Below are 20,797 nucleotides of genomic sequence, written 5' to 3'. Positions count from 1 at the left end.
TCGGGGGGCGGTGACGTGGCGGTACGGTAAACCCCGGTCCCAGTGACACGGGCGCCTAAAACTCGTGAGTTTGTGGCAGTGCGCCGAAGGATGGCCCGCTGCCGACGGAAAAGTTGGCTTTGGGGTCTTTCAGCGGTTGCCGCTGTTCAGCCTGGGCCAGGTAGGTGCCGATCTGGTCGTGAAGCGGGTGATTCTTGCAGCGTTTCTGAACAAATTTCAAAAAGGCGATGGCCTTGTCCCACTGACCCAGGCCATTGGCCAGGGTTTGGGCGGCGAGAATATAAGCGGGTGCGAGCTGATCGCTGCCGGGAAAGCGCTTGTGGAAATCCTGCAATAATTTCAGCGCCGGTTTGCTCTTTCCCTGTCGGTAGAGGGTGCCCGCGCAACGCACAGTCAGCGCTGGATCGTCGAGCCGGAAGCCGGGCTCGACGCGTTCCAGGGTCGTCAGCAGCCCCACCAAGCCAGGGGCGTCGTTGTTGTTTGCCAGCCACGCCAGTAGCCGGGGATGATAGCGGTAGAGTTCCGCCGTATCCTGGCGAGCGGTGAGTAGCTGGTGCAGCTGACCGAGGCGATGCGCGTTGGTGGAGTCCTTGTTGAGGGTATCCTGGAGGATTGAAAAGACCCGGTCATAATTTCCATCTTTCAGGTTCATATCGATATCGGCATCCAACCGCTCGCTGCGGTCGCGACGCTCGGCCTGTCCGGGCTCATCACCGCCTTGCAGGTCGCTGGCAAAACCGAGCTCTTCCTGATACTGAAACAACAGATACCCCAGCATGTGAAACAGCACCAGCGTAAAGGCGCTGTTCAGGAACCCTCCCAGCGGTTGGGCGAACACAGGGTCGAAGTGGGTGACAGCAAACTCCTGCGCTGCGCCGGAGGCCAGAGTGAGGAGAATCAGGTAGCCATAGAGCAGAAAGTAGGGCCAGCCAATTCGTGAGATCAGTGCCGCCAGGTTTATCGGATTGACCGCCGCCACCACCGAATGCTCCATGGCCAGTACCATGATGCTGGCGGGCAGCGCGAGCATCACAAACGCCACAGCCAGCATGGCCAATAGCGGCCCGCCAATCAGGCCGGCACTGAATATCAGACCACCGATCAGAACAAACACCACAAACTGCAGGAATACAATGTCGAAGCCGCCTCCACTGAAGGCGGCGGCCAGCGGTGGGGGCTTCATATGACCTTCAGCGGTATGTCGAATCACGTCGTAGGTGTATTTGAGCAGTACAAAGGCCAGCACCAGGCTGACGATCAGGCCAACGAGATTGGCGCTCAACAGCATCGGCACCAAGGTGCAAATGGCGATCACGATCAATGGGTCCGGATGGAATGGGTAGCGGAAAAACTCAGAGAGCCGGTTCCAGAACGGCTCAACCTCGGTTGCGGCGCCCAGGTAGCGCATGCTGTCGCCACAACGAGGGCACAGCGCAAGCTGCTTGCGCATATCGGCGTCCGGCATGCAGTTGGCGCAATAGTAAGTCAGGCACTTGCCACAATGCCATTTAGCGGGGTCGCCTGGGTGGTAATGACAGTCGTTTTTCACACGTTCGCCGAATTCTGAGGGTTGAGACCAAACCGAGATTCATGATCGCAGATGATTGGGTCAGGAGCCAGCTAACCGGCGGGTAAATTAGCCATCACTCAGCCGGCGTGCGTGGTCTGGATGCCATGCGTTATTATGGGCAGTGGGCTGTCTGGTCCGTTGGTCCGTAACCCTTGTAGTATCTGCGCGTAGTACCTGTGTGGAGTGCCTGTGTGCAGTACCTGTGTGCAGTACCTGTGTGCAGTACCCGTATGGAGTACCTGAGTTTGGTCACCGCAACAGGTGCCCGTGTGCTGTGCCCGCTTAGCTGAGGCAATGTTGCGTCAGTATTGAGGAGGTGTATTGGAGTCGCCGATAGAAATGAACAGTGAAGCGCAAATCCCGTCCCAGAACAGCGACTCGGATCGACGTGGTTACCATTGGCGTGCCATCGCCAGACTGGCGTTGAAACACCGTGCCGAGCTGGTCAGGGCCAATATTCTCGCGCTGTTGGCGACCCTCGTGATTGTGCCGGTGCCATTGCTGCTGCCCGTCCTGGTGGATGAGGTCCTGCTGGACCAGGCCGGCCCGGTATTGCCGGTAATGCAAGCCATTCTGCCGGCGTCGCTTCACACGCCGGTGGTGTACATTGCCCTGATGGTGCTGGTGGCCTTTTGTATGCGATCAGCGGCGCTGGCGTTTAATGTCATGCAGTCGCTGGAGTTCTCGAAGATTTCCAAGGACGTGGTGTTCAGGATGCGCTCCCGACTGCTCGGAAGGTTGCAGCGGGTGGCCATGTCGGAATACGAAACCCTGGGGTCGGGTGCGGTCAGCAGCCATTTCATTACCGACCTGGACACCATCGACCAATTTCTGGGCACCACCATCAGCCGCTTCCTGGTCGCCAGCCTCACGGTAATCGGGACGGCACTGGTCTTGCTTTGGGTGCACTGGCAGCTCGCGCTGCTGATCCTGCTGTTCAACCCACTGGTGATTTTTGTCACCACGGTGATTGGCAAACAGGTCAAGGAACTCAAGCGTCGTGAAAACAGCGCCTATGAGGTGTTCCAGGGGGCATTGACTGAGACTCTGGACGCCATTCACCAGCTCCGTGCCGCCAACCGGGAAGGGCATTACCTGCGGTATTTGATCGGCCACGCCCGCACCGTGCGGGACCATGCGGTGCAGTTTGAGTGGCGCAGTGATGCGGCCAGCCGGGCCAGCTTCGCGCTGTTCCAGTTCGGAGTGGATGTCTTTCGTGCCGCCGCCATGGTGGCGGTACTGGTGAGCGATCTGAGCATCGGCATGATGTTCGCGGTCTTCGGGTACCTGTGGTTCATGCTGACGCCGGTGCAGGAAATGCTCAATATGCAGTACGCCTATTACGCCGCCAATGCCGCGCTGGCGCGGATCAATCGCCTGTTGGCGTTGAAGCAGGAGCCCCGGTATCCAGCCCTGCAGAACCCGTTTGAGGGCCGTCACACGGTGAGCCTGACGCTCCGGGATATCCACTTCAGTTACGGCGAGGATGAGAATGTCCTGCGCGGCATTAACCTGCACGTTGAGCCGGGAGAGAAAGTGGCCGTGGTTGGCGCCAGTGGCGGCGGCAAGTCTACCCTGGTGCAGGTGCTGCTGGGCATGTATACGCCCGATTCCGGCGACGTCTTGATCGATGGCGTCCCGGTGCAGCGCATTGGCCTGCCGCGTCTTCGGGAGCATGTAGCCACGGTGCTGCAGCATCCTGCCCTGTTCAATGACACCTTGCGGCAGAATTTGACCTTGGGGCGCACAACCACCGAAGCCCAGTTGTGGGAGGCGCTGAAAATCGCCCAGTTGGATGCGACCGTCGCGGCAATGCCGGCGGGTCTGGAAACCATGGTCGGGCGTCAGGGCGTGCGATTGTCGGGCGGCCAGCGCCAGCGACTGGCCATTGCCCGGATGGTGTTGTCGGACCCCTCCATTGTCATACTGGACGAAGCCACATCGGCGCTGGACGCGGAAACGGAGTTCAAGTTACACCGGGCTCTGGAAGCTTTTCTGGCGCAACGCACGACACTGATCATCGCCCACCGGCTCAGTGCCGTGAAACAGGCGGACCGGGCCGTAGTGTTTGAGGACGGCCGCATCATTGAAGAAGGCCACCATGACGAACTGATTGCCCGCCAGGGCCTCTACGCTCAGCTGTATGGAGATCGGCAACACTGACGCTTGCGCCCCACGTTATTGCCATCCCCGGAGGGTAAAAGGTTGTCTCATCGACGATCCAAAGCCTACATTCATATAAATGATAAGGAACATTCATGGCGCAGCTGTTGAACTCCGGCCAAGAGCTGCGATAGTGAGTAGAGTGCTTTGATTTGGGAATCTCTGAACCCGCTGTCTCCACACTGGCATATGGCAATGCCGTGAGATTCCTGCTGATCGGTAAACAAGGAGGCGAACATGTCGAATGAAGGTATCAGTCAAGACAGCTATAACACGCTGAAAACTCTCGATGTCGACGGCAAGACATTTCACTATTACAGTCTGCCCGCCGCTGCAAAGCAGCTCGGGGACATCGATAAATTGCCCTTTTCCCTGAAAGTGCTGCTGGAAAATCTGCTGCGCAATGAAGACGGTAAAACGGTTGACGAGACCCACCTCAAGGCAATGAAGTCCTGGCTCGACAAGCGTCATTCCGACACGGAGATCCAATACCGGCCGGCCCGGGTCCTGATGCAGGATTTCACCGGTGTACCCGGAGTGGTGGATCTGGCCGCCATGCGCAACGCCATGAAAGTGGCCGGCAAAGACCCGGCGCTGATCAAGCCCCTTTCGGCGGTAGATCTGGTGATTGACCATTCGGTCATGGTGGACCATTTTGGTGATGCGTCGGCGTTCAAAGACAACGTGCAGATTGAGATGGAGCGCAACCAGGAGCGCTATGAATTTTTGCGCTGGGGCCAGCAGGCGTTTGATAATTTCCGGGTGGTGCCACCGGGTACCGGCATCTGCCACCAGGTCAATCTCGAGTACCTTGGCAAAACCGTCTGGACCAAAGCGCAGGGCGGCAAAACGTTCGCCTATCCCGATACCCTGGTGGGGACCGATTCCCATACCACCATGATTAACGGTCTCGGCATTCTGGGCTGGGGCGTTGGCGGCATTGAGGCCGAAGCCGCGATGCTGGGCCAGCCCGTCTCGATGCTGATTCCCGAGGTGGTCGGCTTCAAGATCAGCGGCAAACTCCAGGAGGGCATTACCGCAACGGATCTGGTGCTGACGGTGACCCAGATGCTGCGCAAAAAAGGCGTAGTCGGCAAATTTGTCGAGTTTTATGGCGATGGCCTCAAGGACATGCCAGTGGCGGATCGCGCCACGATCGCCAACATGGCACCGGAATACGGCGCGACTTGTGGCTTTTTTCCGGTCGACGACCAGACCCTGAATTACATGAGACTGACCGGGCGAGAGGACGAGCACATTGCCCTGGTCGAAGCCTATTCCAAAGCCCAGGGCCTGTGGCGTGAGCCGGGTCATGAGCCGCACTATACCGCGACCCTGGCACTCGATATGGGGGAGGTCGAGGCCAGCCTGGCAGGACCAAAACGGCCCCAGGATCGAGTTGCGCTGAAGGACATGAAAGCGACGTTTGAATTGCTGATGAATCAGACCAGCAAGGATCCATCGTCGCAGGAAGAGAGCAACCTGGTGGCGGAAGGCGGTCAGGCGGCGGTTGGTGTTTCGGACAGTTACCATCACGCCACCAGCCAGTCCTTCGATCTCAACGGCGAAACCGTCCGGCTTGACCCGGGTGCGGTCGTCATTGCCGCGATCACCTCCTGTACCAATACCTCCAACCCCAGTGTGATGATGGCAGCCGGCCTGGTCGCCCGTAAGGCCCTGGAAAAAGGGCTGATCACCAAACCCTGGGTCAAGACCTCACTGGCGCCCGGCTCCAAAGTAGTGACCGAGTACCTTAAGGCCGGGGGTTTCCAGGGCGAACTGGATCAGTTGGGCTTCAACCTGGTCGGTTACGGTTGCACCACCTGTATCGGTAACTCCGGCCCACTGGCGGACCCGATCGAAAAGGCCATCCATGACGGCGACCTGGCGGTCGCGTCGGTGCTGTCCGGCAACCGTAACTTTGAAGGTCGGGTTCATCCCCTGGTCAAGACCAACTGGCTGGCGTCGCCCCCGCTGGTGGTGGCCTACGCATTGGCGGGTAATGTTCGGCTCGACCTGAATAAAGAGCCGCTGGGCCAGGGTAAGGACGGTCAACCGGTGTTTTTGAAAGACATCTGGCCGTCGCAGCAGGAAATCGCCGAGGCGGTAGAAAAGGTCAAAACCAACATGTTCCGCACGGAATACGCGGCCGTGTTTGACGGTGACGAAACCTGGCAGGCCATCCAGGTGCCGGAGAGCAAGGTCTATGACTGGTCCGAACAGTCAACTTACATCCAGCACCCGCCCTTCTTCGAAGGCATGACGGCGGAACCCGACGCCGTGGACGATATCAGGGAGGCGCGCATCCTGGCCTTGCTCGGCGATTCGGTCACCACCGACCACATCTCGCCGGCCGGCTCCATCAAGGCCGATAGCCCAGCCGGCAAGTACCTGCAGGCGCATGGTGTGGAGCCGAAAGACTTCAACTCCTACGGGTCGCGCCGGGGTAATCATGAAGTGATGATGCGCGGCACCTTCGCCAACGTGCGCATTAAAAATGAAATGCTGGACGGCATTGAGGGCGGATTTACTCGCCACGTGCCCAGTGGGGAAGAAACGTCAATCTACGACGCGGCCATGCGCTACATCGACGACGGCACGCCCCTGGTAGTGATTGCCGGTAAGGAGTACGGCACCGGATCGAGCCGCGACTGGGCGGCCAAGGGGACACGACTGCTGGGTGTTAAGGCCGTGGTGGCCGAGTCCTATGAGCGGATTCACCGTTCCAACCTGATCGGGATGGGGGTAATGCCGCTGCAATTTCCCGACGGAGTGGACCGCAAATCGCTCAAACTGACGGGTGAGGAAACCATCAGCATCAGTGGCCTGTCGGGCGAGGCGAAAGCCGGGGCAACGCTGAAAATGACGGTGACTTATCCTGACGGCAGCACCGAAAGCTGTGATCTGGTGTCGCGGATTGATACGGCGAACGAAGCCACCTACTTCACGCATGGCGGTATCTTGCACTATGTCCTGCGGGAAATGATCAAGGCGGCTTAACACGTTGGCCACCTGCCGGCTTTGAGCCGGCAGGTGGCGTTCATGGATAGGGGCACCCGGCTGATACTGGTGTCAATCAGGAATGGCCGCGTGCAGTCAGGGTGCGAATGCTGTCCACCAGCTGAGCTTCGGTAATCCCTGTTTTGCTGAAGCTGGCCGCCACCCTCTCTCGGTTTTCCGGGGCCATCTGGCTCGCCGAGAACACGATAACCGGGATTTGACCGGTCGCCAGTTTGGCGTCGTCCAGCAACTCCCAGCCGTCACCATCGGGCAAGCCGATGTCCAGCAGGACCGCATCGTAGTCTGTTGCTTGCAGTTTGGTGCGAGCCTCCTCAAGATTGCCCGCTTTGGAGTACTGCATTTTGTCGCCAACCTGCAGGGCTACCAGCTCGCAAATGTCCTGACTGTCTTCCACATGCAGCAAATGAGGCGGATTGTGGCCATCCTCCAACTTGCCTGACGTCTTCAACAGTGCTTGCAAGCGGTCCATCAACGTTGCCGGTGCGAAGGGTTTGGGCAGCCAGTCAAGGGTTTCGACGCCTCCTCGCAGTTGCAGTTGGCCGTGCTCAACGTGGGCCGAAATGATCAACACCGGAACATGCTGCAGAGGTGTGTGGCGCCGGAGTTCATCAAACAGGTCTGCCCCGTCGATATCCGGCAGCCGCATATCCAGAGTGATCAGGTCGTACAAATTCTTGCTGATCAACTGACGGGCCTGGCGCCCCGTGAGTGCGATATCCGAACAGTATCGGTGCTGAGTGAGAATTTTGCGTATTCCCAGCGCAACGCCGAGATCGTCCTCAACAATCAGGATTCGCGAGTTGTCCTTGTCCGCCGAGGTACTTTCCACCACGGGCAGGGCAATGCGGAAGCAGGCGACCTGGCCGGGTTCGGCTGCATAATTGATACTGCCCCCCATGGCGTCTGCCAATATTTGGCTGGCTGAAACGCTTTGCTCGAAACAGGCTGGCAACGTGGTCACCGTGGACCTTGTTTCGGGCGTGGCCGAAGCGCCAGAACTGTCGGCACAGCTACGTGCGAGGGACTCCAGGCGGATCGTCAGGTAATCGCCGACGTCACAGCTCGACGTCAGCCGCACCACCGTATCGGCCTGGGCATGCTGAATGACGTCCGCCATCAGGGCGGAGAGAATCTGTTTCAGCCCACTGAAATCAGCCAGCATGGCTCGGGAGGAAACGGTTCCCTGTTCCAGCACAACCCGGCGTTCATTGGCCTCGCACTGGTGTGTTTGGATAATGCCGGTGAACAGAGCGCTCGCGACCAGCGGTTCGATGGTGGCAGCCGGTTGAGCTGTGGCCAGTCGGTCTTCATGGAGTATGTATTGAATCTGGCCCGTTAAGCGCTGGCTGTTGTTCAACGCCATATCAACCAGTGCGCGGCTTTGCCCGTTCAGCTCACCCATGGCACCACCCGACAGTAAACCCAGGGCACCTGAAATGGCGGTCAGGGGCGTCTGCAGGTCATGACTGGCGGTGGCCAGGAATTCTTCTTTTTGCCGTTTCAGACGGCTGAATTCGGTTTGATCGGCCATGAAGCACCACATCATCGAACGGCCGTTGAGGTCCCGGACCCGCGACCCGCGTATGGTGACGTCAACATTGGCGCCGGTGGCGCGCTTGATGGAATAACGGCTGGGCCCGAACTGACCGTCGGTGTTGATGATCGGCCAAATCGTATTGCCGGTTTGGCCCGACAGATCGAACAGGTCTGACACGCTGGATTCTTGGGCGGGGTCAAAGTCGGTGCCAAGTAACCGGATGGCTGCGGGGTTGGCTTCCAGGAGCCGTCCAGTGTCCAAGTCGACCAGCAGTGTGGGGGTTGGCGAGGCATCAAACAGCGAGGCCATTTTCGCCGAGAGCGCCGTGTGTGATTGCTGCTGATGGGCTGCAATGTGTTGAAGTTGGCGCTGGTGGCGAAGCAGCCTCTGTGCCTGGCGGCTGGCCAATAAACTGGTCGCTAGCAGCATGGCGCACGCCGCGGTGAGCCCGTTAAACAGCAAATAGACCGCCACAGCCATGATCGTGGCCAGTAACCCTGCCAAACTCCATGCCTCGAACAGTGAGTTCGGGCCCTGTTTGTTTGTCACAAACGTCCGATCCATGAATCTTGCTCCCGAGTCCTTGAGAAAAAGCTAATCTGCGCTAACCGTAGACATACGTCACGAAGGGATTTCGCGATCATAGCCAGCGCTACGGGATGGGAATGAGTGAGGCAGGGCGATGAACTATTGGGCCGGCATCGCTTGTCAGGCAACTGGCTCACTTACAACCAGTGTAGGGTAAATGATGAATGGCAAACCGGGCGGCTGACAAAAATTTACACAGAGCCATCAATTCGCAACGGTGGGCTTGAGCATCATTCGCCTTAGGAAATCCAGCAATTGCTTGGCCGGGTTTGACTATTTGGGCTAAGGTCGTAACGTCCGAGGGTTTGATTCCGAAAACCGTCAGTCCCGGCGGCACCGGCTGTTTTGAAGGGCAAGTATCACCATGCGAATCTTGATTCTTGAAGACGATCTGTTGGTTGGCCAGTTACTGGAAACCATTGTGTCCGGACTCTATCCGCGGCACCGGATCAGCTCAGTGGCGGGGGTTGGAGACGCCATGGCGGTCTGGCGGGTAAACCACTTTGACCTGTTAATTTGTGACTGGAATTTACCGGACGGTTCCGGCCTCGATTTTATCAAGCACGTCCGGGCCCAGGACCAAGCCCTGCCAATTGTGATGGTGACGGGGCGAACCGACCGGCAATCGGTGCTGGCCGCTGCCCATTATCGTGTCAGTGGGTTTATTTCCAAACCGTTCAGTGTGGAAATGGTCCATCAAAAACTGGCCCAGGTGTTGCCGGCAACGCCGTTGGATCTGGACAGTGAACCGGTACTGGACGCGTTTTTGAGAACGGCCAGTGAGCATGGTATCCAACTGCCCACCAGTGTCAGTACCGCAGAGGTGCTTGCGCTGCAGGCTCGGGATACGGAATTGTCGGCGGCCCAGCTTGCCGAGCGCTGGTGCAATGAAACCGGGCTGGTGACGAAGATGCTGGACGTTGCTAACAGCAGTTCGTTCCGGCGATCGGGAGAGCCGGTCAGAACACTGCGGGATGCCATTCAGGTGTTGGGAATACGCACCTGCCTCGATCAGGCGCTGGGGCTCTCGCTCCAACTGGGTGGCGCGTTGCAGGATCAGCGGCTCCGGGACCGTGAATCGACCTACAGCACCCTGGCGGAGAAAACCGCGCAGCAAGCCCGGTTGCTGGCCACCAAACTTCATCTGGACGGCCGCCTATGCTTTACCGCGGGTCTGCTCAGCAGGGCGGGCGAGCTGGCAACCTTGCATGTGCTTCAGCAGTTTGTCTCGGCGGGAGGTGAGTTGTCGGAGGAGGACATTCAGCAGGCGCTCAATGCATGGGCTGCGCCTTTGGGCAACACGCTTAAGGTGCAGTGGAAGCTGCCGCTGGAGTTGCGTAGCTTAACCGGGGCGGTGCACGCCTTGCCGGCGGGCAGCGTAAAGCAAGCCTTTGTCATGATGAGAGCCGCGGCGTTGCTGGCGACTGACTCGTCTCCGTCAGCCGAATGCCAGAAATTGCTGCGTCGGATCGGGCTGGATCCGGCATTATATGCACCGAATGACGATACAACAGCCGCTCCGGATGCGGCGCCCAATGCGTGAGTTCTTATGGTATGCCGGATTTCGGGCACGGCGGCCGAGTCGCCATGGCGCTTCGAAACCACGGCCCGGTTCAGTCAGTTTTCACACTACGCGGAGTGTAAGATAGTGGCAGATTTACGGCGAATTCTGTACGTCGAAGACGAACCTGATATTCGGGCCGTGGCCGAGCTGGCACTATCGGCCGTCGGTGGTTTTGAGGTCCGGCTGTGTGAATCCGGTACAGAAGCGATCGGGGCTGCGCTGGATTTCCGGCCAGACTTCATCTTGCTGGACGTCATGATGCCCGGCATGGACGGCCCGGAAACACTCAAATCATTGCGGTCGGTGCCCGAACTGGCGGTTATTCCGGTGGCCTTCATGACCGCCAAAGTCCAGCCCAGTGAGATCGAGGGTTACAAGGCGCTCGGGGCGTCAGACGTCATTGCGAAACCCTTCGACCCCATGACGCTGGCGGATACTGTGCGCAAAATCTGGACTGAAAGTGGCGCAGGCTGAGACCAGTGGTTGTCATAGTGCCGGTTTCGTGGGACGCTAAATCAATGGATGGCAAACGCTTGAGAGCGAGGCGGGTAATGGCGTCATCCATTGACAGACTGTGAACGCGAGGACACCTATGACATCCACAAATGCCACGGATGAGCTGAAATCCAGGCTAAATCTTGAAACCTCGCAAATAGGTTGGCGAGACCTGCAAACCTATTATGCCCGCGGCCATGTTGTCAGGGTTTCGCCTGAGTTGGATCTGCTGGACGTGGCAGCGGAACTGACGGCCGATAACAAGGCCCGGTTTGAGCAATGGATGCGTGCCGATCAGGTCGGTGATGTGCCACCGGCACTGGCTCAGGCCTGGTATGACCGTAACGCCGAGCTCTGGGCCGTGGTGATTGCGCCCTGGGTGCTGGTTCAAGACAGGCACAGTGGTGGTTTGCACTAATCGACGCTAATCGACTTTGTAAGAAGGCCTGATGAAACTGCATTACTTTCATGGGCGCAGTCCGCTGCGTGTATTGGTGATGACCCGCCGGGAGCGGCGGGTAGAGCTGCACATCAAAAACGTCGGCGATGACATCTGGGCCCTGGTCGCCATGAGTGGACCGGATGAACACCAGCCAGAGCGCCATCGATGCCAGGGCCCGTATCACACTGCGGCCCAGGCCGAGGCCGCCCTGCGAGGGGTTGCCGGTGCCTTGCTGGGTGAAAGTTACGAGGCCCGGCCGGAGCATCATGTGGTCTGGTCGGTCACGGCTCAGCGCCTGGCCCGCAGCATCCGTCGGGACCGGGACGCCAACGCAGGCGACTACCGATTCGATCCCGATCAACACGAACCTATCGGTTAAACATCCCGCTAGTGCTTTTCAGTAGAGCTATCCATTAGCGCTTCCCTTTAGAGCTACCCGCCGGGACTGAACGCCAGCCCCGTCCCCAATTGAGGTTTTCATGCTTACCGGTGCCTTGCTGATTCTTGTGCCCCTGTTTCTCGGTTTTGCCATTCCATTGCACCATCGGGCCCTGATGACGGCGATGCATCACAGTGTGGAGGGCCTGGTCTACTTTATTCTGGCGTTGTTGGGAATCGGTCTGGGTCAGATGGAAGGGCTCTGGGGGCAACTGGGCGCCATGGCCTCGCAAGTGGCCATGCTGGTGGTTGCCCTGTTTGTGTTCAACATGCTGGGGCTCTGGTTGTGGCATCGGTGGCAACCAATGACGTTGGCGCCCAGCGTCGCGTCGGGACCGTTGCGGTATCAGCGCTTGTTCTTGTCGGCTGTAAAACCACTCTCGGCGGTGGTAGCGGGGTTGTTGGCGGGCTATTTTGTCCTGCCGCCGTTACCGCAAGTGGAGGCTGTGGCAACCTGGGCGCTGATGGTGTTGCTGCTGCTAATCGGTCTTCAGCTTCGCAATGTCGGGTTGTCGTTGCGCCGGCTACTGGTTAACCGTCAGGGGCTGGGCATAGCCGTCAGCCTGGCGTTGAGTTCAATGCTGGCCGGACTGATGTTGGTCCCGCTGCTGGCGTTGCCCTGGCATGACACTCTGGCGTTGGCGTCCGGGTTTGGCTGGTATTCATTGTCTGGCATTGTCGTGGGGGATGCCTTGGGGCCAGCCTGGGGTGGTGTGGCCTTCCTCAACGATGTGCTGAGGGAGATCATAGCGCTGGCGCTGATTCCCATGGTCATCAACCAGCGGCCGGCGATGGCGATAGGTTATGGCGGTGCGACGGCGATGGATTTTACCCTACCCATCATTCGCAGCAGCGGTGGCCTTGATTGTGTGCCGGTGGCCATCGCCTCCGGGTTCATTTTGTCGTTTATCTCGCCCGTTCTCATGGGACTTTTCCTCGCCCTGTAATCCATTTTATTTCGTGGTAGATGCACTTTCCCCCGCAATATTGCCGGTAATTTGACCGTTTGTTCCTGCAAAAGCCCATTTTCGGGCTTTTTGTGTGGGTTTGATCTTTAGTCTTCAAACCATTAACCTGTCAATGTTGAATACTCGTTCAATAAATTGAATATTCGTTCAAACAGAGTGATGAGGGTGGCATGGCAAGACCGGGTGTGGAGACCATTCGACGGCAGCAGTTGATCGAAGCGACATTGAAAGTGATTGAGCAGCATGGTTTTCAGGGCGCCACGATTGGCAAGATTGCCGGGGCCTCGGAACTGTCGGTCGGCATTGTGAGCCACTATTTCGGGAGCAAGCAGGGGCTGCTGGAAGCCACCATGCGGTATCTGCTGTCCTCCCTGCGGCACGATGTGCAAGCGCTGATGGCCGCGCGGCCCAATGAGCCCCGTGAGCGTCTGATGGCCATTGTTGATGCCAATTTCTCGGGTGTTCAAACCAATGCCCAGTCTGCCAAAACCTGGCTCGCGTTCTGGACTCAAGCCATGCACAGCCCCGAACTGATGCGTCTACAGCGTGTTAATGAGCGGCGCCTGCTGTCCAATCTCGTGTTCTACCTGCATCAGTTAATGCCTCCGGAGCGGGCCCTCACAACGGCACAAACGATTGCCGCTTTAATTGACGGCTTCTGGCTGCGCGCAGCCATGAGCGAGGGTCGCATTGAGCCAAACGAAGCGGTCGCCTTGTGTAAGACCTACATCGATCAAGCCATTTATGCGAACAACGGAGTCCACTGATGTCACTGCCTCTATATCAATCATTTGTTGACGGCCAGCCGCTGGCCAATCAGAGCGGCGCGCGTTTTGACGTGGTGAACCCTGCCACTGGCCAGGTAATTTACCAGGTTGAACAGGCCGACGATTCCGTCATGCAGGCCGCTGTTGCCAGTGCCCAAAAAGGTTTCGAGACCTGGTCGGCGCTGTCCGGTCTGGAGCGTGGGCGCATTCTGAACCGGGCGGCCGCGATGCTGCGCGAGCAAAACGACCGTTTGGCCGGAGTGGAAGTTCGTGATACCGGCAAACCGTGGCAGGAGGCCAGCGTGGTGGATGTGGTGACCGGCGCCGATGCGGTGGAGTACTTTGGCGGCCAGGCCTCAAGCATTGTGGGTGAAAGCCAGCAGGTGGGGCCGGACTTTTTCTACACCCGGCGTGAGCCACTGGGGGTGTGCGCCGGTATCGGCGCCTGGAACTACCCGCTGCAGATTGCCTGCTGGAAGTCAGCGCCAGCGCTGGCCTGTGGCAACAGCATGATCTTCAAGCCGTCGGAAGAAACGCCGCTGGGTGCCATTAAACTGGCTGAAATCTACATTGCGGCGGGCGTGCCGGCCGGCGTTTTCAATGTCGTGCAGGGTGACTATCGGGTCGGGCAGATGCTGACCGCAGACCCGGCGATCGCCAAAGTGTCGTTTACCGGTGAAGCCAAAACCGGCCGCACGGTGATGGCCGACTCGGCCCGGACCCTGAAGTCCGTCACCATGGAACTCGGTGGCAAGTCGCCGCTGATCATCTTTGATGATGCCGATCTGGAGCAGGCGGTATCCGCCGCCATGCTGGGCAACTTTTACACCCAGGGGGAAATCTGCACCAACGGCACCCGGGTGTTTGTGCAGCGGAAAGTCTACGACGCTTTCCTGAAGGCACTGGTCGAGCGCACCGAGAACAACATTGTGGCCGGTGATCCGGAAAATCCGGAGACCAATTTCGGGGCGCTGATCAGTGCTGGCCACCGAGATCTGGTGCTCGGCTACATTGCCAGCGGCAAGGCCGAGGGTGCACGCCTGCTGACCGGTGGTACCGCCTTACAACCGGCCGGGTGTGAACAGGGGTATTTCGTCGCGCCCACGGTGTTTGCCGACTGCACGGACTCAATGACCATTGTCCGTGAAGAAATTTTTGGCCCGGTGATGTCGGTGCTGCCATTTGATACCGAGGATGAGGTCATTGGCCGCGCCAACGACTCCGATTACGGTCTCGCCGCTGGCGTGTTCAGCCGTGATGGGGTGCGGGCCCATCGGGTCATTCACCAATTGATGGCAGGTATCTGCTGGATCAACAGTTTTGGTGCCTCACCGGCGGAAATGCCGGTGGGCGGTTACAAGCTGTCGGGTCTGGGGCGAGAGAATGGCCGTGCGGCCCTTGACCACTATACCCAGATCAAATCGGTTTATGTCGGCATGGCCCCCCTGGAGGCGCCCTTTTGATGGCCTGCCCCGTGACAGGTATTGAATGCCAAGGTTCGCGTGAAGGAGACAGCTTTGCAATTTGATCATGAATTCGACTATGTCATTGTCGGGACCGGTTCGGCTGGGTGTGTTCTGGCCAATCGATTGAGCGAGAACGCCGGAGAGACAGTGCTGGTGCTTGAAGCGGGACGGCGGGATGACACCTGGAAAATCCATATGCCCGCGGCGCTGATGTACAACCTGATGGATGCCAAATACAACTGGTACTACCACACCGAACCGCAGAAATTCCTGAACAGTCGGCGGCTGTACTGGCCCCGCGGCAAAGTCTGGGGCGGTGGCTCGACCCTGAACGCCATGGTGTATGTGCGCGGCCACGCCTACGATTACGACCGTTGGCACGACGAAGGTGCCACAGGCTGGCGCTACCAGGATGTCCTGCCCTATTTCCAACGAGCGGAAAGCCGGGAGAAAGGTGCGGACGACTACCGGGGCGGCGACGGCCCCCTGAATGTGCATACCGGTGACGAGCCCAACCCGTTATTCGGCGCGTTCATCAAGGCGGGCCAGCAGGCCGGGTACCCCTACACCGAAGACATGAACGGCTACCAGCAGGAAGGCGTCGGCGAGATGGACATGACCATCCGCAATGGCAAGCGCTGGAGTGCAGCCCAGGCCTATTTGAGGCCGGTGCTGGCGCGTCCGAACCTGACCACTGAAACCGGCGCCATGACGACCCGCATTCTGTTTGACGGCGCCACTGCTGTGGGGGTCGAGTACATTCAGGACGGTCGTACCGTTCGGGTTGCGGCGCGTAAGGAAGTGGTTGTCAGCGGTGGTGCGATCAATTCCCCGCAATTGCTGATGCTGTCGGGTATTGGCGCGGCCGCCGAACTGGAAGAGCACAACATTCCGGTGGTGGCGGATTTGCCCGGCGTGGGCAAGAATCTGCAGGACCATCTGGAGCTGTATGTTCAGCACAAGGCAACTCAGCCGGTTACGCTCTATAAGTACACCACCCAGCCGGGCAAGACGATTGCCGGCGCGAAATGGTTCCTGAGCCATGATTGGGGGGCCTGCCGAACTGCGCACCTGGAAGCTGGAGGATTCATCCGCTCCGAAGCAGGCGTGCAGCACCCCGATATCCAGTTCCACTTCTTACCGTCACAGGTCCTGGACCACGGCCGAAAAGATGCCGAATGCCACGGTTTTCAGGTTCATGTCGGCCCCATGCGGCCCACCAGTCGCGGCTATCTGAAACTGAAAACCGCCAAGCCCGGCGATCACCCGATCATTGAGCCGAACCTGCTCAGCACCGAGCGTGATCGCTGGGAGATGCGTGAAAGCGTCAAGCTGACCCGGGAGATATTCGCCCAGTCAGCATTTGATCCGTTCCGGGGCGAAGAATTACGGCCCGGCGCCAAAGTGACGTCGGAGGAAGGCATTGATGCGTTTGTCAGGGAGTACGCCGACAGCGCGTATCACCCCTCATGCACCTGCAAGATGGGTGCCGCGGACGACCCGATGGCGGTGGTGGACGAACAGGCGCGGGTCTACGGCATCCAGAATTTAAGGGTGGTGGACGCTTCCATTATGCCGAGCTTGGTGAGTGGCAACCTGAACGGGCCCACCATCATGCTGGCCGAGAAATGCGCGGATCACATCCTAGGCCTCGAGCCGCTACCGCCGTCCAAGGCGCCCATCTGGGAACACCCTGATTGGAAGAATGCACAGCGCTAATGCTGTGAACGATAACCGAGAAAGGAGAACGACAAGTGAAAAAAATCATCCTGGCCTGTGCTGGCCTTGCTATCAGTGGTGCCGCCCTGGCTGCGCCGAACGCCGAGTGCAAATCGGTACAATTTGCTGACGTCGGCTGGACCGATATCACCGCCACCACGGCGCTGGCCTCAGAAGTTCTGGCGGGCATGGGCTATGAGCCGGACGCGAAAGTGCTGTCGGTTCCCGTCACCTACCGCTCAATGAAGAACGAAGACATTGACGTGTTCCTGGGCAATTGGATGCCGACCATGGAAGCGGACGTGCGGCCTTATCTCGACAGCGGCGACGTTGAGACGGTAGTGACCAACCTGGAGGGCGCCAAATACACCCTGGCGGTACCGCAGTATGTTTACGATGCCGGTGTCACCAGCTTTGCTGACATCGCCAAAAACACCGACCAGTTTGATGGTCGCATCTACGGCATCGAGCCTGGCAATGACGGCAACCGCCTGATCCAGGACATGATTGAGAAAGACGCCTTTGGTCTGGGTGAGTTCCGGGTGGTCGAGTCCAGTGAAGCCGGCATGTTGTCCCAGGTCGGTCGTGCTGTCCGTCGTGATGAGTGGGTGGTATTTCTGGCGTGGGAACCGCACCCGATGAACGCCAATCATGAACTGGCGTACCTGGATGGCGGTGATGATTTTTTCGGCCCCAACTATGGCGGCGCCACGGTTCATACCAACGTTCGCAAAGGCTATCTGAGTGAATGCCCGAACGTGGGTAAGCTGTTGAGCAACATGACGTTCTCACTGGCCATGGAAAATGAAGTAATGGGCGCCATCCTGAACGACGGCGAAGAGCCTCGGGACGCCGCTCATGCCTGGCTGGCCAATAACCCTGCGGTATTGGAAGACTGGCTGAAGGGTGTCAGCACGCTGAACGGTGACGCTGCGCTGGCGGCAGTCAAGGCTTCCCTGAAGTAATGACGGGCGGGTGCTCTGGCCAATAGGGCCCAGCGCACCCGATGTTAGCGGAAACAAATACCTTCCATTTTCGGTGCCGGTTTCGGCCCGCGCCCAACAAGAATGAATGCCATGAGCTGGATAACCGAGCATCAATTGCCTTTCGGCGACTTCATGGAAAGCGTTGTTGATTTTCTGGTCGTCAACTTTAGCGGCTTTTTCGACGCGGTTTCCGAAACCCTGAGCAGCATGATCCACGGCCTGACCGGCGCCCTGTTGTGGGTACCACCCAGTGCGATGGTGGTGCTGTTCACCGTGGCGGCGCATCTCCGTCACCGCCAGTGGGGGCTGACCGGATTTACGGCCGCAAGTTTTCTGCTGATCTGGAACATCGGGTACTGGGAAGACACCATGGCGACCCTGTCGCTGGTGCTCTACGCCACCCTGCTGTGCGTGGTGATCGGTGTCCCGCTGGGCATCTATGCGGCCCACAGCCGATGGTTGTACAAGTTTTTGCAGCCGGTGCTGGATTTGATGCAGACCATTCCGCCGTTTGTGTACCTGATTCCCACGTTGACCCTGTTCGGTCTCGGGGTGGTGCCGGGGGTGATTTCGACGGTGATTTTCGCCATAGCCGCCCCGGTACGGCTGACGTATCTGGGTATCTCCCAGGTGCCCAAAGAGCTGGTGGAAGCCGGTAAGGCGTTTGGCTGCACCAATCGCCAGCTGCTGGTCAAGGTTGAGCTGCCCGCGGCCATGAGCTCCATTGGTGCCGGGATTACCCAGTGCATCATGCTGTCGCTCTCGATGGTGGTGATTGCCGCCCTGGTGGGCGCCGACGGTTTGGGCGTGCCGGTGGTTCGGGCATTGAACACGGTCGACATTGGCAAAGGTTTTGAGGCTGGTTTGGCCATTGTATTGCTGGCCATCTGGATGGACCGGTTTTTCCGTCAGAAGGGTGCTCAGGAGGCGTCATCATGATTGAGATCGAGAATGTTAACGTCGTTTTTGGCAAGCAGCCCCAGCGTGCGCTCCCTCTGATTGAACAGGGCCTGGAGCGATCTGCGATCCGTGAGCAGACCGGCCTGGTGGTGGGTGTTCAGGGCGCTAATCTGAGCATAAAAAAAGGTGAGATTTGCGTATTAATGGGGCTGTCCGGCTCCGGTAAATCGAGCCTGCTGCGCTGCGTGAATGGCTTGAATGATGTTACCAGCGGGGCCATCCGCGTTCAGCACGATGGCGACATGGTGGACTTCACCCAGGCCAGCGAAACGGTGCAACGAGATATTCGTACCCGGTGCATCTCCATGGTCTTCCAGAATTTCGCCCTGATGCCCTGGCTGACGGTGGAAGACAATGTCGGCTTTGGTCTTGAGCTGCAAGGCCTCGGCAAAGCCGAGCGCCGCAAGAAGGTCGCACGGCAGCTGGAACTGGTGGGTCTTGAGGGCTGGGCTAAATGCCGGCCGGATGAGCTGTCAGGCGGTATGCGTCAGCGCGTGGGTCTGGCGCGGGCACTGGCAACGGAGTCGGAAATTCTGTTGATGGACGAGCCGTTTTCAGCGTTGGACCCGCTGATCCGGAACCAGCTCCAGGACGAACTGCTGACCCTGCAGGACGAGTTGCAGAAGACCATTGTGTTTGTCAGTCATGATCTGGACGAGGCCCTGAAGCTGGGCTCGCACATTGCCATCATGAAGGACGGCCAGATCGTCCAGCATGGTAAGCCGGAGTCGATCGTGCTGCAGCCAGAGAATGATTACGTTAAAAGTTTTGTTGCCAGCACCAATCCGCTCAATGTATTGGCCGCCCGGTCGCTGGCGCTGCCAATCGAGCAGGTGCAGGAAGACGCCGACGGCAATCGCTGCCTCAACAAGCGTTACGACACCTGGTTGCACACCCCGGATGTGGCTGAAAAAGCCATTGTGACCAGCGCTGGTCAGACGTTTCAGACTCAGCCGTGGGAAGAGGGCCAGCCGATCGACAGTCTTGCCAAGCAGCCTACCCGCATTGCGCCGGACACCCCGTTGCGGGACGCGGTCGAAATCCGTTATTTCACCGGTCACAGCCTGTTGGTGGAAGTAGACGGCCAGATCACGGGCGCCATTGGTGATCGGGAGCTGTACCACGCCATGTTGGGCAAGCATCTGGACGACAGCTAACGATCAGTATGTCCAGGCACTGGTAGGTGGCGTTTCCAGTGGCGCTCGGTTATGTGGAACGGGAGCGCCCACCTATGCGGCCGGAAGGCTCTTCGGCGCCGACGCATCCGCTTGGGGACGGCCGGCAGGCCCCTGAGCCTCGATCGGGCCTTGCCGTGGTCTGAGGTGATGCAGTGGCACCGGCGAACGGTGTCGGCAGCCGAGTCTTTGGTGATCGTTGGCTTTCACGCCAATCCGCGATGAGCTTTGTTGCTCGGGTGGTCGGTGAGGGCCAGGGGCCGCTGGCGCCGCCGGTATTGGCAATGCTCCGATACTCGGTCAGCAAAGAGGTTAACTGGAGACGATACGTTCATCCCCAACCGAATTAAAAGACCGGCTTCGGCAGTGTATGAGTCAGGTTGTGGTTTTTTTGGTCGGTGGGAAGGCTGGGCGGCCAGCACGGTCGTGTGGAGAGCGGTTTGTGCGGGGGAGTAAGGGCCTGTGTGGTGCGACAAGCACTTTCGAGCAGGCAATAAAAAAGGCAGCCGAGGCTGCCTTTTTACGTGCTGTCTGTTATTTACAGAGCAACAACGTTTTCCGCCTGAGGGCCTTTCTGGCCGTCGGTTACGGTGAACTCAACCTGCTGGCCTTCAGCCAGAGTCTTGAAACCACCGCCTTGAATGGCGCTGAAGTGAACAAAAACGTCTGGGCCGCTTTCACGAGTAATAAAGCCAAAGCCTTTTGCTTCGTTGAAAAACTTAACAGTACCGGTAGTTGTAGACATATAAAAACTTCCTGAAATCAATTATTTAATGTGCCGTCGGGTCATCCAAATGATGCCTGATCAGCGGTGTGCGGAAACAAAAAACGTGCGTAATCAAAAACAGGACGGTGTACTACTATCTACGACAGTGCTGCGTCTTATTCGTGAAATGCTTTGCTAAATCTTTCCAACGAACGCCACTGTACTACGATGT

General features: G+C 58.5%; 16 protein-coding genes. 13 read left to right on the top strand and 3 right to left on the bottom strand.

Going from position 1 to position 20,797, the window contains the following annotated elements:
• Positions 1–55 precede the first annotated feature (55 nt).
• Entirely contained in the window at positions 56–1,549 is a 1,494-nt protein-coding gene (locus tag GRX64_RS10035; protein ID WP_166266744.1) for a DUF4013 domain-containing protein, read from the bottom strand.
• 360 nt (positions 1,550–1,909) lie between these two features.
• Here GRX64_RS10035 and GRX64_RS10030 point away from each other — a divergent pair, with 360 nt between their 5' ends.
• On the top strand, positions 1,910–3,733 hold the full coding sequence (locus GRX64_RS10030; protein ID WP_166266742.1) for an ABC transporter ATP-binding protein: 1,824 nt from the start codon (positions 1,910–1,912) through the stop codon (positions 3,731–3,733).
• A gap of 237 nt (positions 3,734–3,970) precedes the next feature.
• Positions 3,971–6,733 carry an aconitate hydratase AcnA gene (acnA, locus tag GRX64_RS10025; RefSeq protein WP_166266740.1) on the top strand — a complete coding sequence of 921 codons (2,763 nt, stop codon included), beginning with the start codon at positions 3,971–3,973 and terminating at the stop codon, positions 6,731–6,733.
• 76 nt (positions 6,734–6,809) lie between these two features.
• On the opposite strand, the gene GRX64_RS10020 is transcribed toward acnA, so the two are convergent.
• Positions 6,810–8,855: a response regulator gene (locus tag GRX64_RS10020; RefSeq protein ID WP_166266738.1), complete on the bottom strand. Its 2,046-nt coding sequence runs from the start codon at positions 8,853–8,855 to the stop codon at positions 6,810–6,812.
• A gap of 388 nt (positions 8,856–9,243) precedes the next feature.
• Here GRX64_RS10020 and GRX64_RS10015 point away from each other — a divergent pair, with 388 nt between their 5' ends.
• The 11 genes from GRX64_RS10015 (at position 9,244) to choV (ending at position 19,841) form a co-directional block, all read left to right on the top strand.
• The gene (locus GRX64_RS10015; RefSeq protein ID WP_166266736.1) at positions 9,244–10,422 is read left to right on the top strand and encodes an HDOD domain-containing protein; all 1,179 of its coding nucleotides are present in this window, start codon (positions 9,244–9,246) and stop codon (positions 10,420–10,422) included.
• A gap of 105 nt (positions 10,423–10,527) precedes the next feature.
• Positions 10,528–10,917: a response regulator gene (locus GRX64_RS10010; protein ID WP_166266734.1), complete on the top strand. Its 390-nt coding sequence runs from the start codon at positions 10,528–10,530 to the stop codon at positions 10,915–10,917.
• A 118-nt stretch (positions 10,918–11,035) separates the two neighbouring features.
• A complete protein-coding gene (locus tag GRX64_RS10005; RefSeq protein ID WP_166266732.1) occupies positions 11,036–11,356 on the top strand; it encodes a DUF2288 domain-containing protein in 321 nt (106 codons plus the stop codon).
• Between the two features lie 31 nt (positions 11,357–11,387).
• Positions 11,388–11,759, top strand: a complete 372-nt coding sequence (locus tag GRX64_RS10000; RefSeq protein ID WP_166266730.1) for a PA4575 family protein — start codon at positions 11,388–11,390, stop codon at positions 11,757–11,759.
• 100 nt (positions 11,760–11,859) lie between these two features.
• Positions 11,860–12,765, top strand: coding sequence for a LysO family transporter (locus tag GRX64_RS09995; protein WP_166266728.1), 906 nt, complete (start codon positions 11,860–11,862; stop codon positions 12,763–12,765).
• A gap of 191 nt (positions 12,766–12,956) precedes the next feature.
• On the top strand, positions 12,957–13,553 hold the full coding sequence (gene betI, locus GRX64_RS09990; protein WP_166266726.1) for a transcriptional regulator BetI: 597 nt from the start codon (positions 12,957–12,959) through the stop codon (positions 13,551–13,553).
• Positions 13,553–15,016, top strand: coding sequence for a betaine-aldehyde dehydrogenase (betB, locus tag GRX64_RS09985; protein ID WP_166266724.1), 1,464 nt, complete (start codon positions 13,553–13,555; stop codon positions 15,014–15,016). The genes betI and betB overlap by 1 nt, the downstream gene beginning before the upstream one ends.
• A gap of 54 nt (positions 15,017–15,070) precedes the next feature.
• Positions 15,071–16,738, top strand: a complete 1,668-nt coding sequence (locus GRX64_RS09980) for a choline dehydrogenase (RefSeq protein WP_166266722.1) — start codon at positions 15,071–15,073, stop codon at positions 16,736–16,738.
• Between the two features lie 35 nt (positions 16,739–16,773).
• Positions 16,774–17,703 carry a choline ABC transporter substrate-binding protein gene (locus tag GRX64_RS09975; protein ID WP_166266720.1) on the top strand — a complete coding sequence of 310 codons (930 nt, stop codon included), beginning with the start codon at positions 16,774–16,776 and terminating at the stop codon, positions 17,701–17,703.
• Between the two features lie 111 nt (positions 17,704–17,814).
• On the top strand, positions 17,815–18,663 hold the full coding sequence (choW, locus tag GRX64_RS09970) for a choline ABC transporter permease subunit (protein WP_166266718.1): 849 nt from the start codon (positions 17,815–17,817) through the stop codon (positions 18,661–18,663).
• Positions 18,660–19,841: a choline ABC transporter ATP-binding protein gene (choV, locus tag GRX64_RS09965; protein WP_166266716.1), complete on the top strand. Its 1,182-nt coding sequence runs from the start codon at positions 18,660–18,662 to the stop codon at positions 19,839–19,841. The genes choW and choV overlap by 4 nt, the downstream gene beginning before the upstream one ends.
• A gap of 556 nt (positions 19,842–20,397) precedes the next feature.
• Here choV and GRX64_RS09960 read toward each other — a convergent pair.
• A complete protein-coding gene (locus GRX64_RS09960) occupies positions 20,398–20,604 on the bottom strand; it encodes a cold-shock protein (RefSeq protein WP_166266714.1) in 207 nt (68 codons plus the stop codon).
• Positions 20,605–20,797: the final 193 nt, after the last annotated feature.

The organism is Marinobacter caseinilyticus, from assembly GCF_011074955.1.
Classification (GTDB): Bacteria; Pseudomonadota; Gammaproteobacteria; order Pseudomonadales; family Oleiphilaceae; genus Marinobacter; species Marinobacter caseinilyticus.
The sequence above is the reverse complement of the archived record's forward strand: the minus strand, read 5'-3'. Positions and strand labels throughout refer to the sequence as shown.

Coding starts and splice junctions, on each gene's coding strand:
- acnA (WP_166266740.1), top strand. CDS start 3,971: ATGTCGAATGAAGGTATCAGTCAAGACAGCTATAACACGCTGAAAACT.
- choW (WP_166266718.1), top strand. CDS start 17,815: ATGAGCTGGATAACCGAGCATCAATTGCCTTTCGGCGACTTCATGGAA.
- GRX64_RS10000 (WP_166266730.1), top strand. CDS start 11,388: ATGAAACTGCATTACTTTCATGGGCGCAGTCCGCTGCGTGTATTGGTG.
- GRX64_RS09995 (WP_166266728.1), top strand. CDS start 11,860: ATGCTTACCGGTGCCTTGCTGATTCTTGTGCCCCTGTTTCTCGGTTTT.
- GRX64_RS10020 (WP_166266738.1), bottom strand. CDS start 8,855: ATGGATCGGACGTTTGTGACAAACAAACAGGGCCCGAACTCACTGTTC.
- choV (WP_166266716.1), top strand. CDS start 18,660: ATGATTGAGATCGAGAATGTTAACGTCGTTTTTGGCAAGCAGCCCCAG.
- GRX64_RS10015 (WP_166266736.1), top strand. CDS start 9,244: ATGCGAATCTTGATTCTTGAAGACGATCTGTTGGTTGGCCAGTTACTG.
- GRX64_RS10005 (WP_166266732.1), top strand. CDS start 11,036: ATGACATCCACAAATGCCACGGATGAGCTGAAATCCAGGCTAAATCTT.
- GRX64_RS10030 (WP_166266742.1), top strand. CDS start 1,910: ATGAACAGTGAAGCGCAAATCCCGTCCCAGAACAGCGACTCGGATCGA.
- betI (WP_166266726.1), top strand. CDS start 12,957: ATGGCAAGACCGGGTGTGGAGACCATTCGACGGCAGCAGTTGATCGAA.
- GRX64_RS09960 (WP_166266714.1), bottom strand. CDS start 20,604: ATGTCTACAACTACCGGTACTGTTAAGTTTTTCAACGAAGCAAAAGGC.
- betB (WP_166266724.1), top strand. CDS start 13,553: ATGTCACTGCCTCTATATCAATCATTTGTTGACGGCCAGCCGCTGGCC.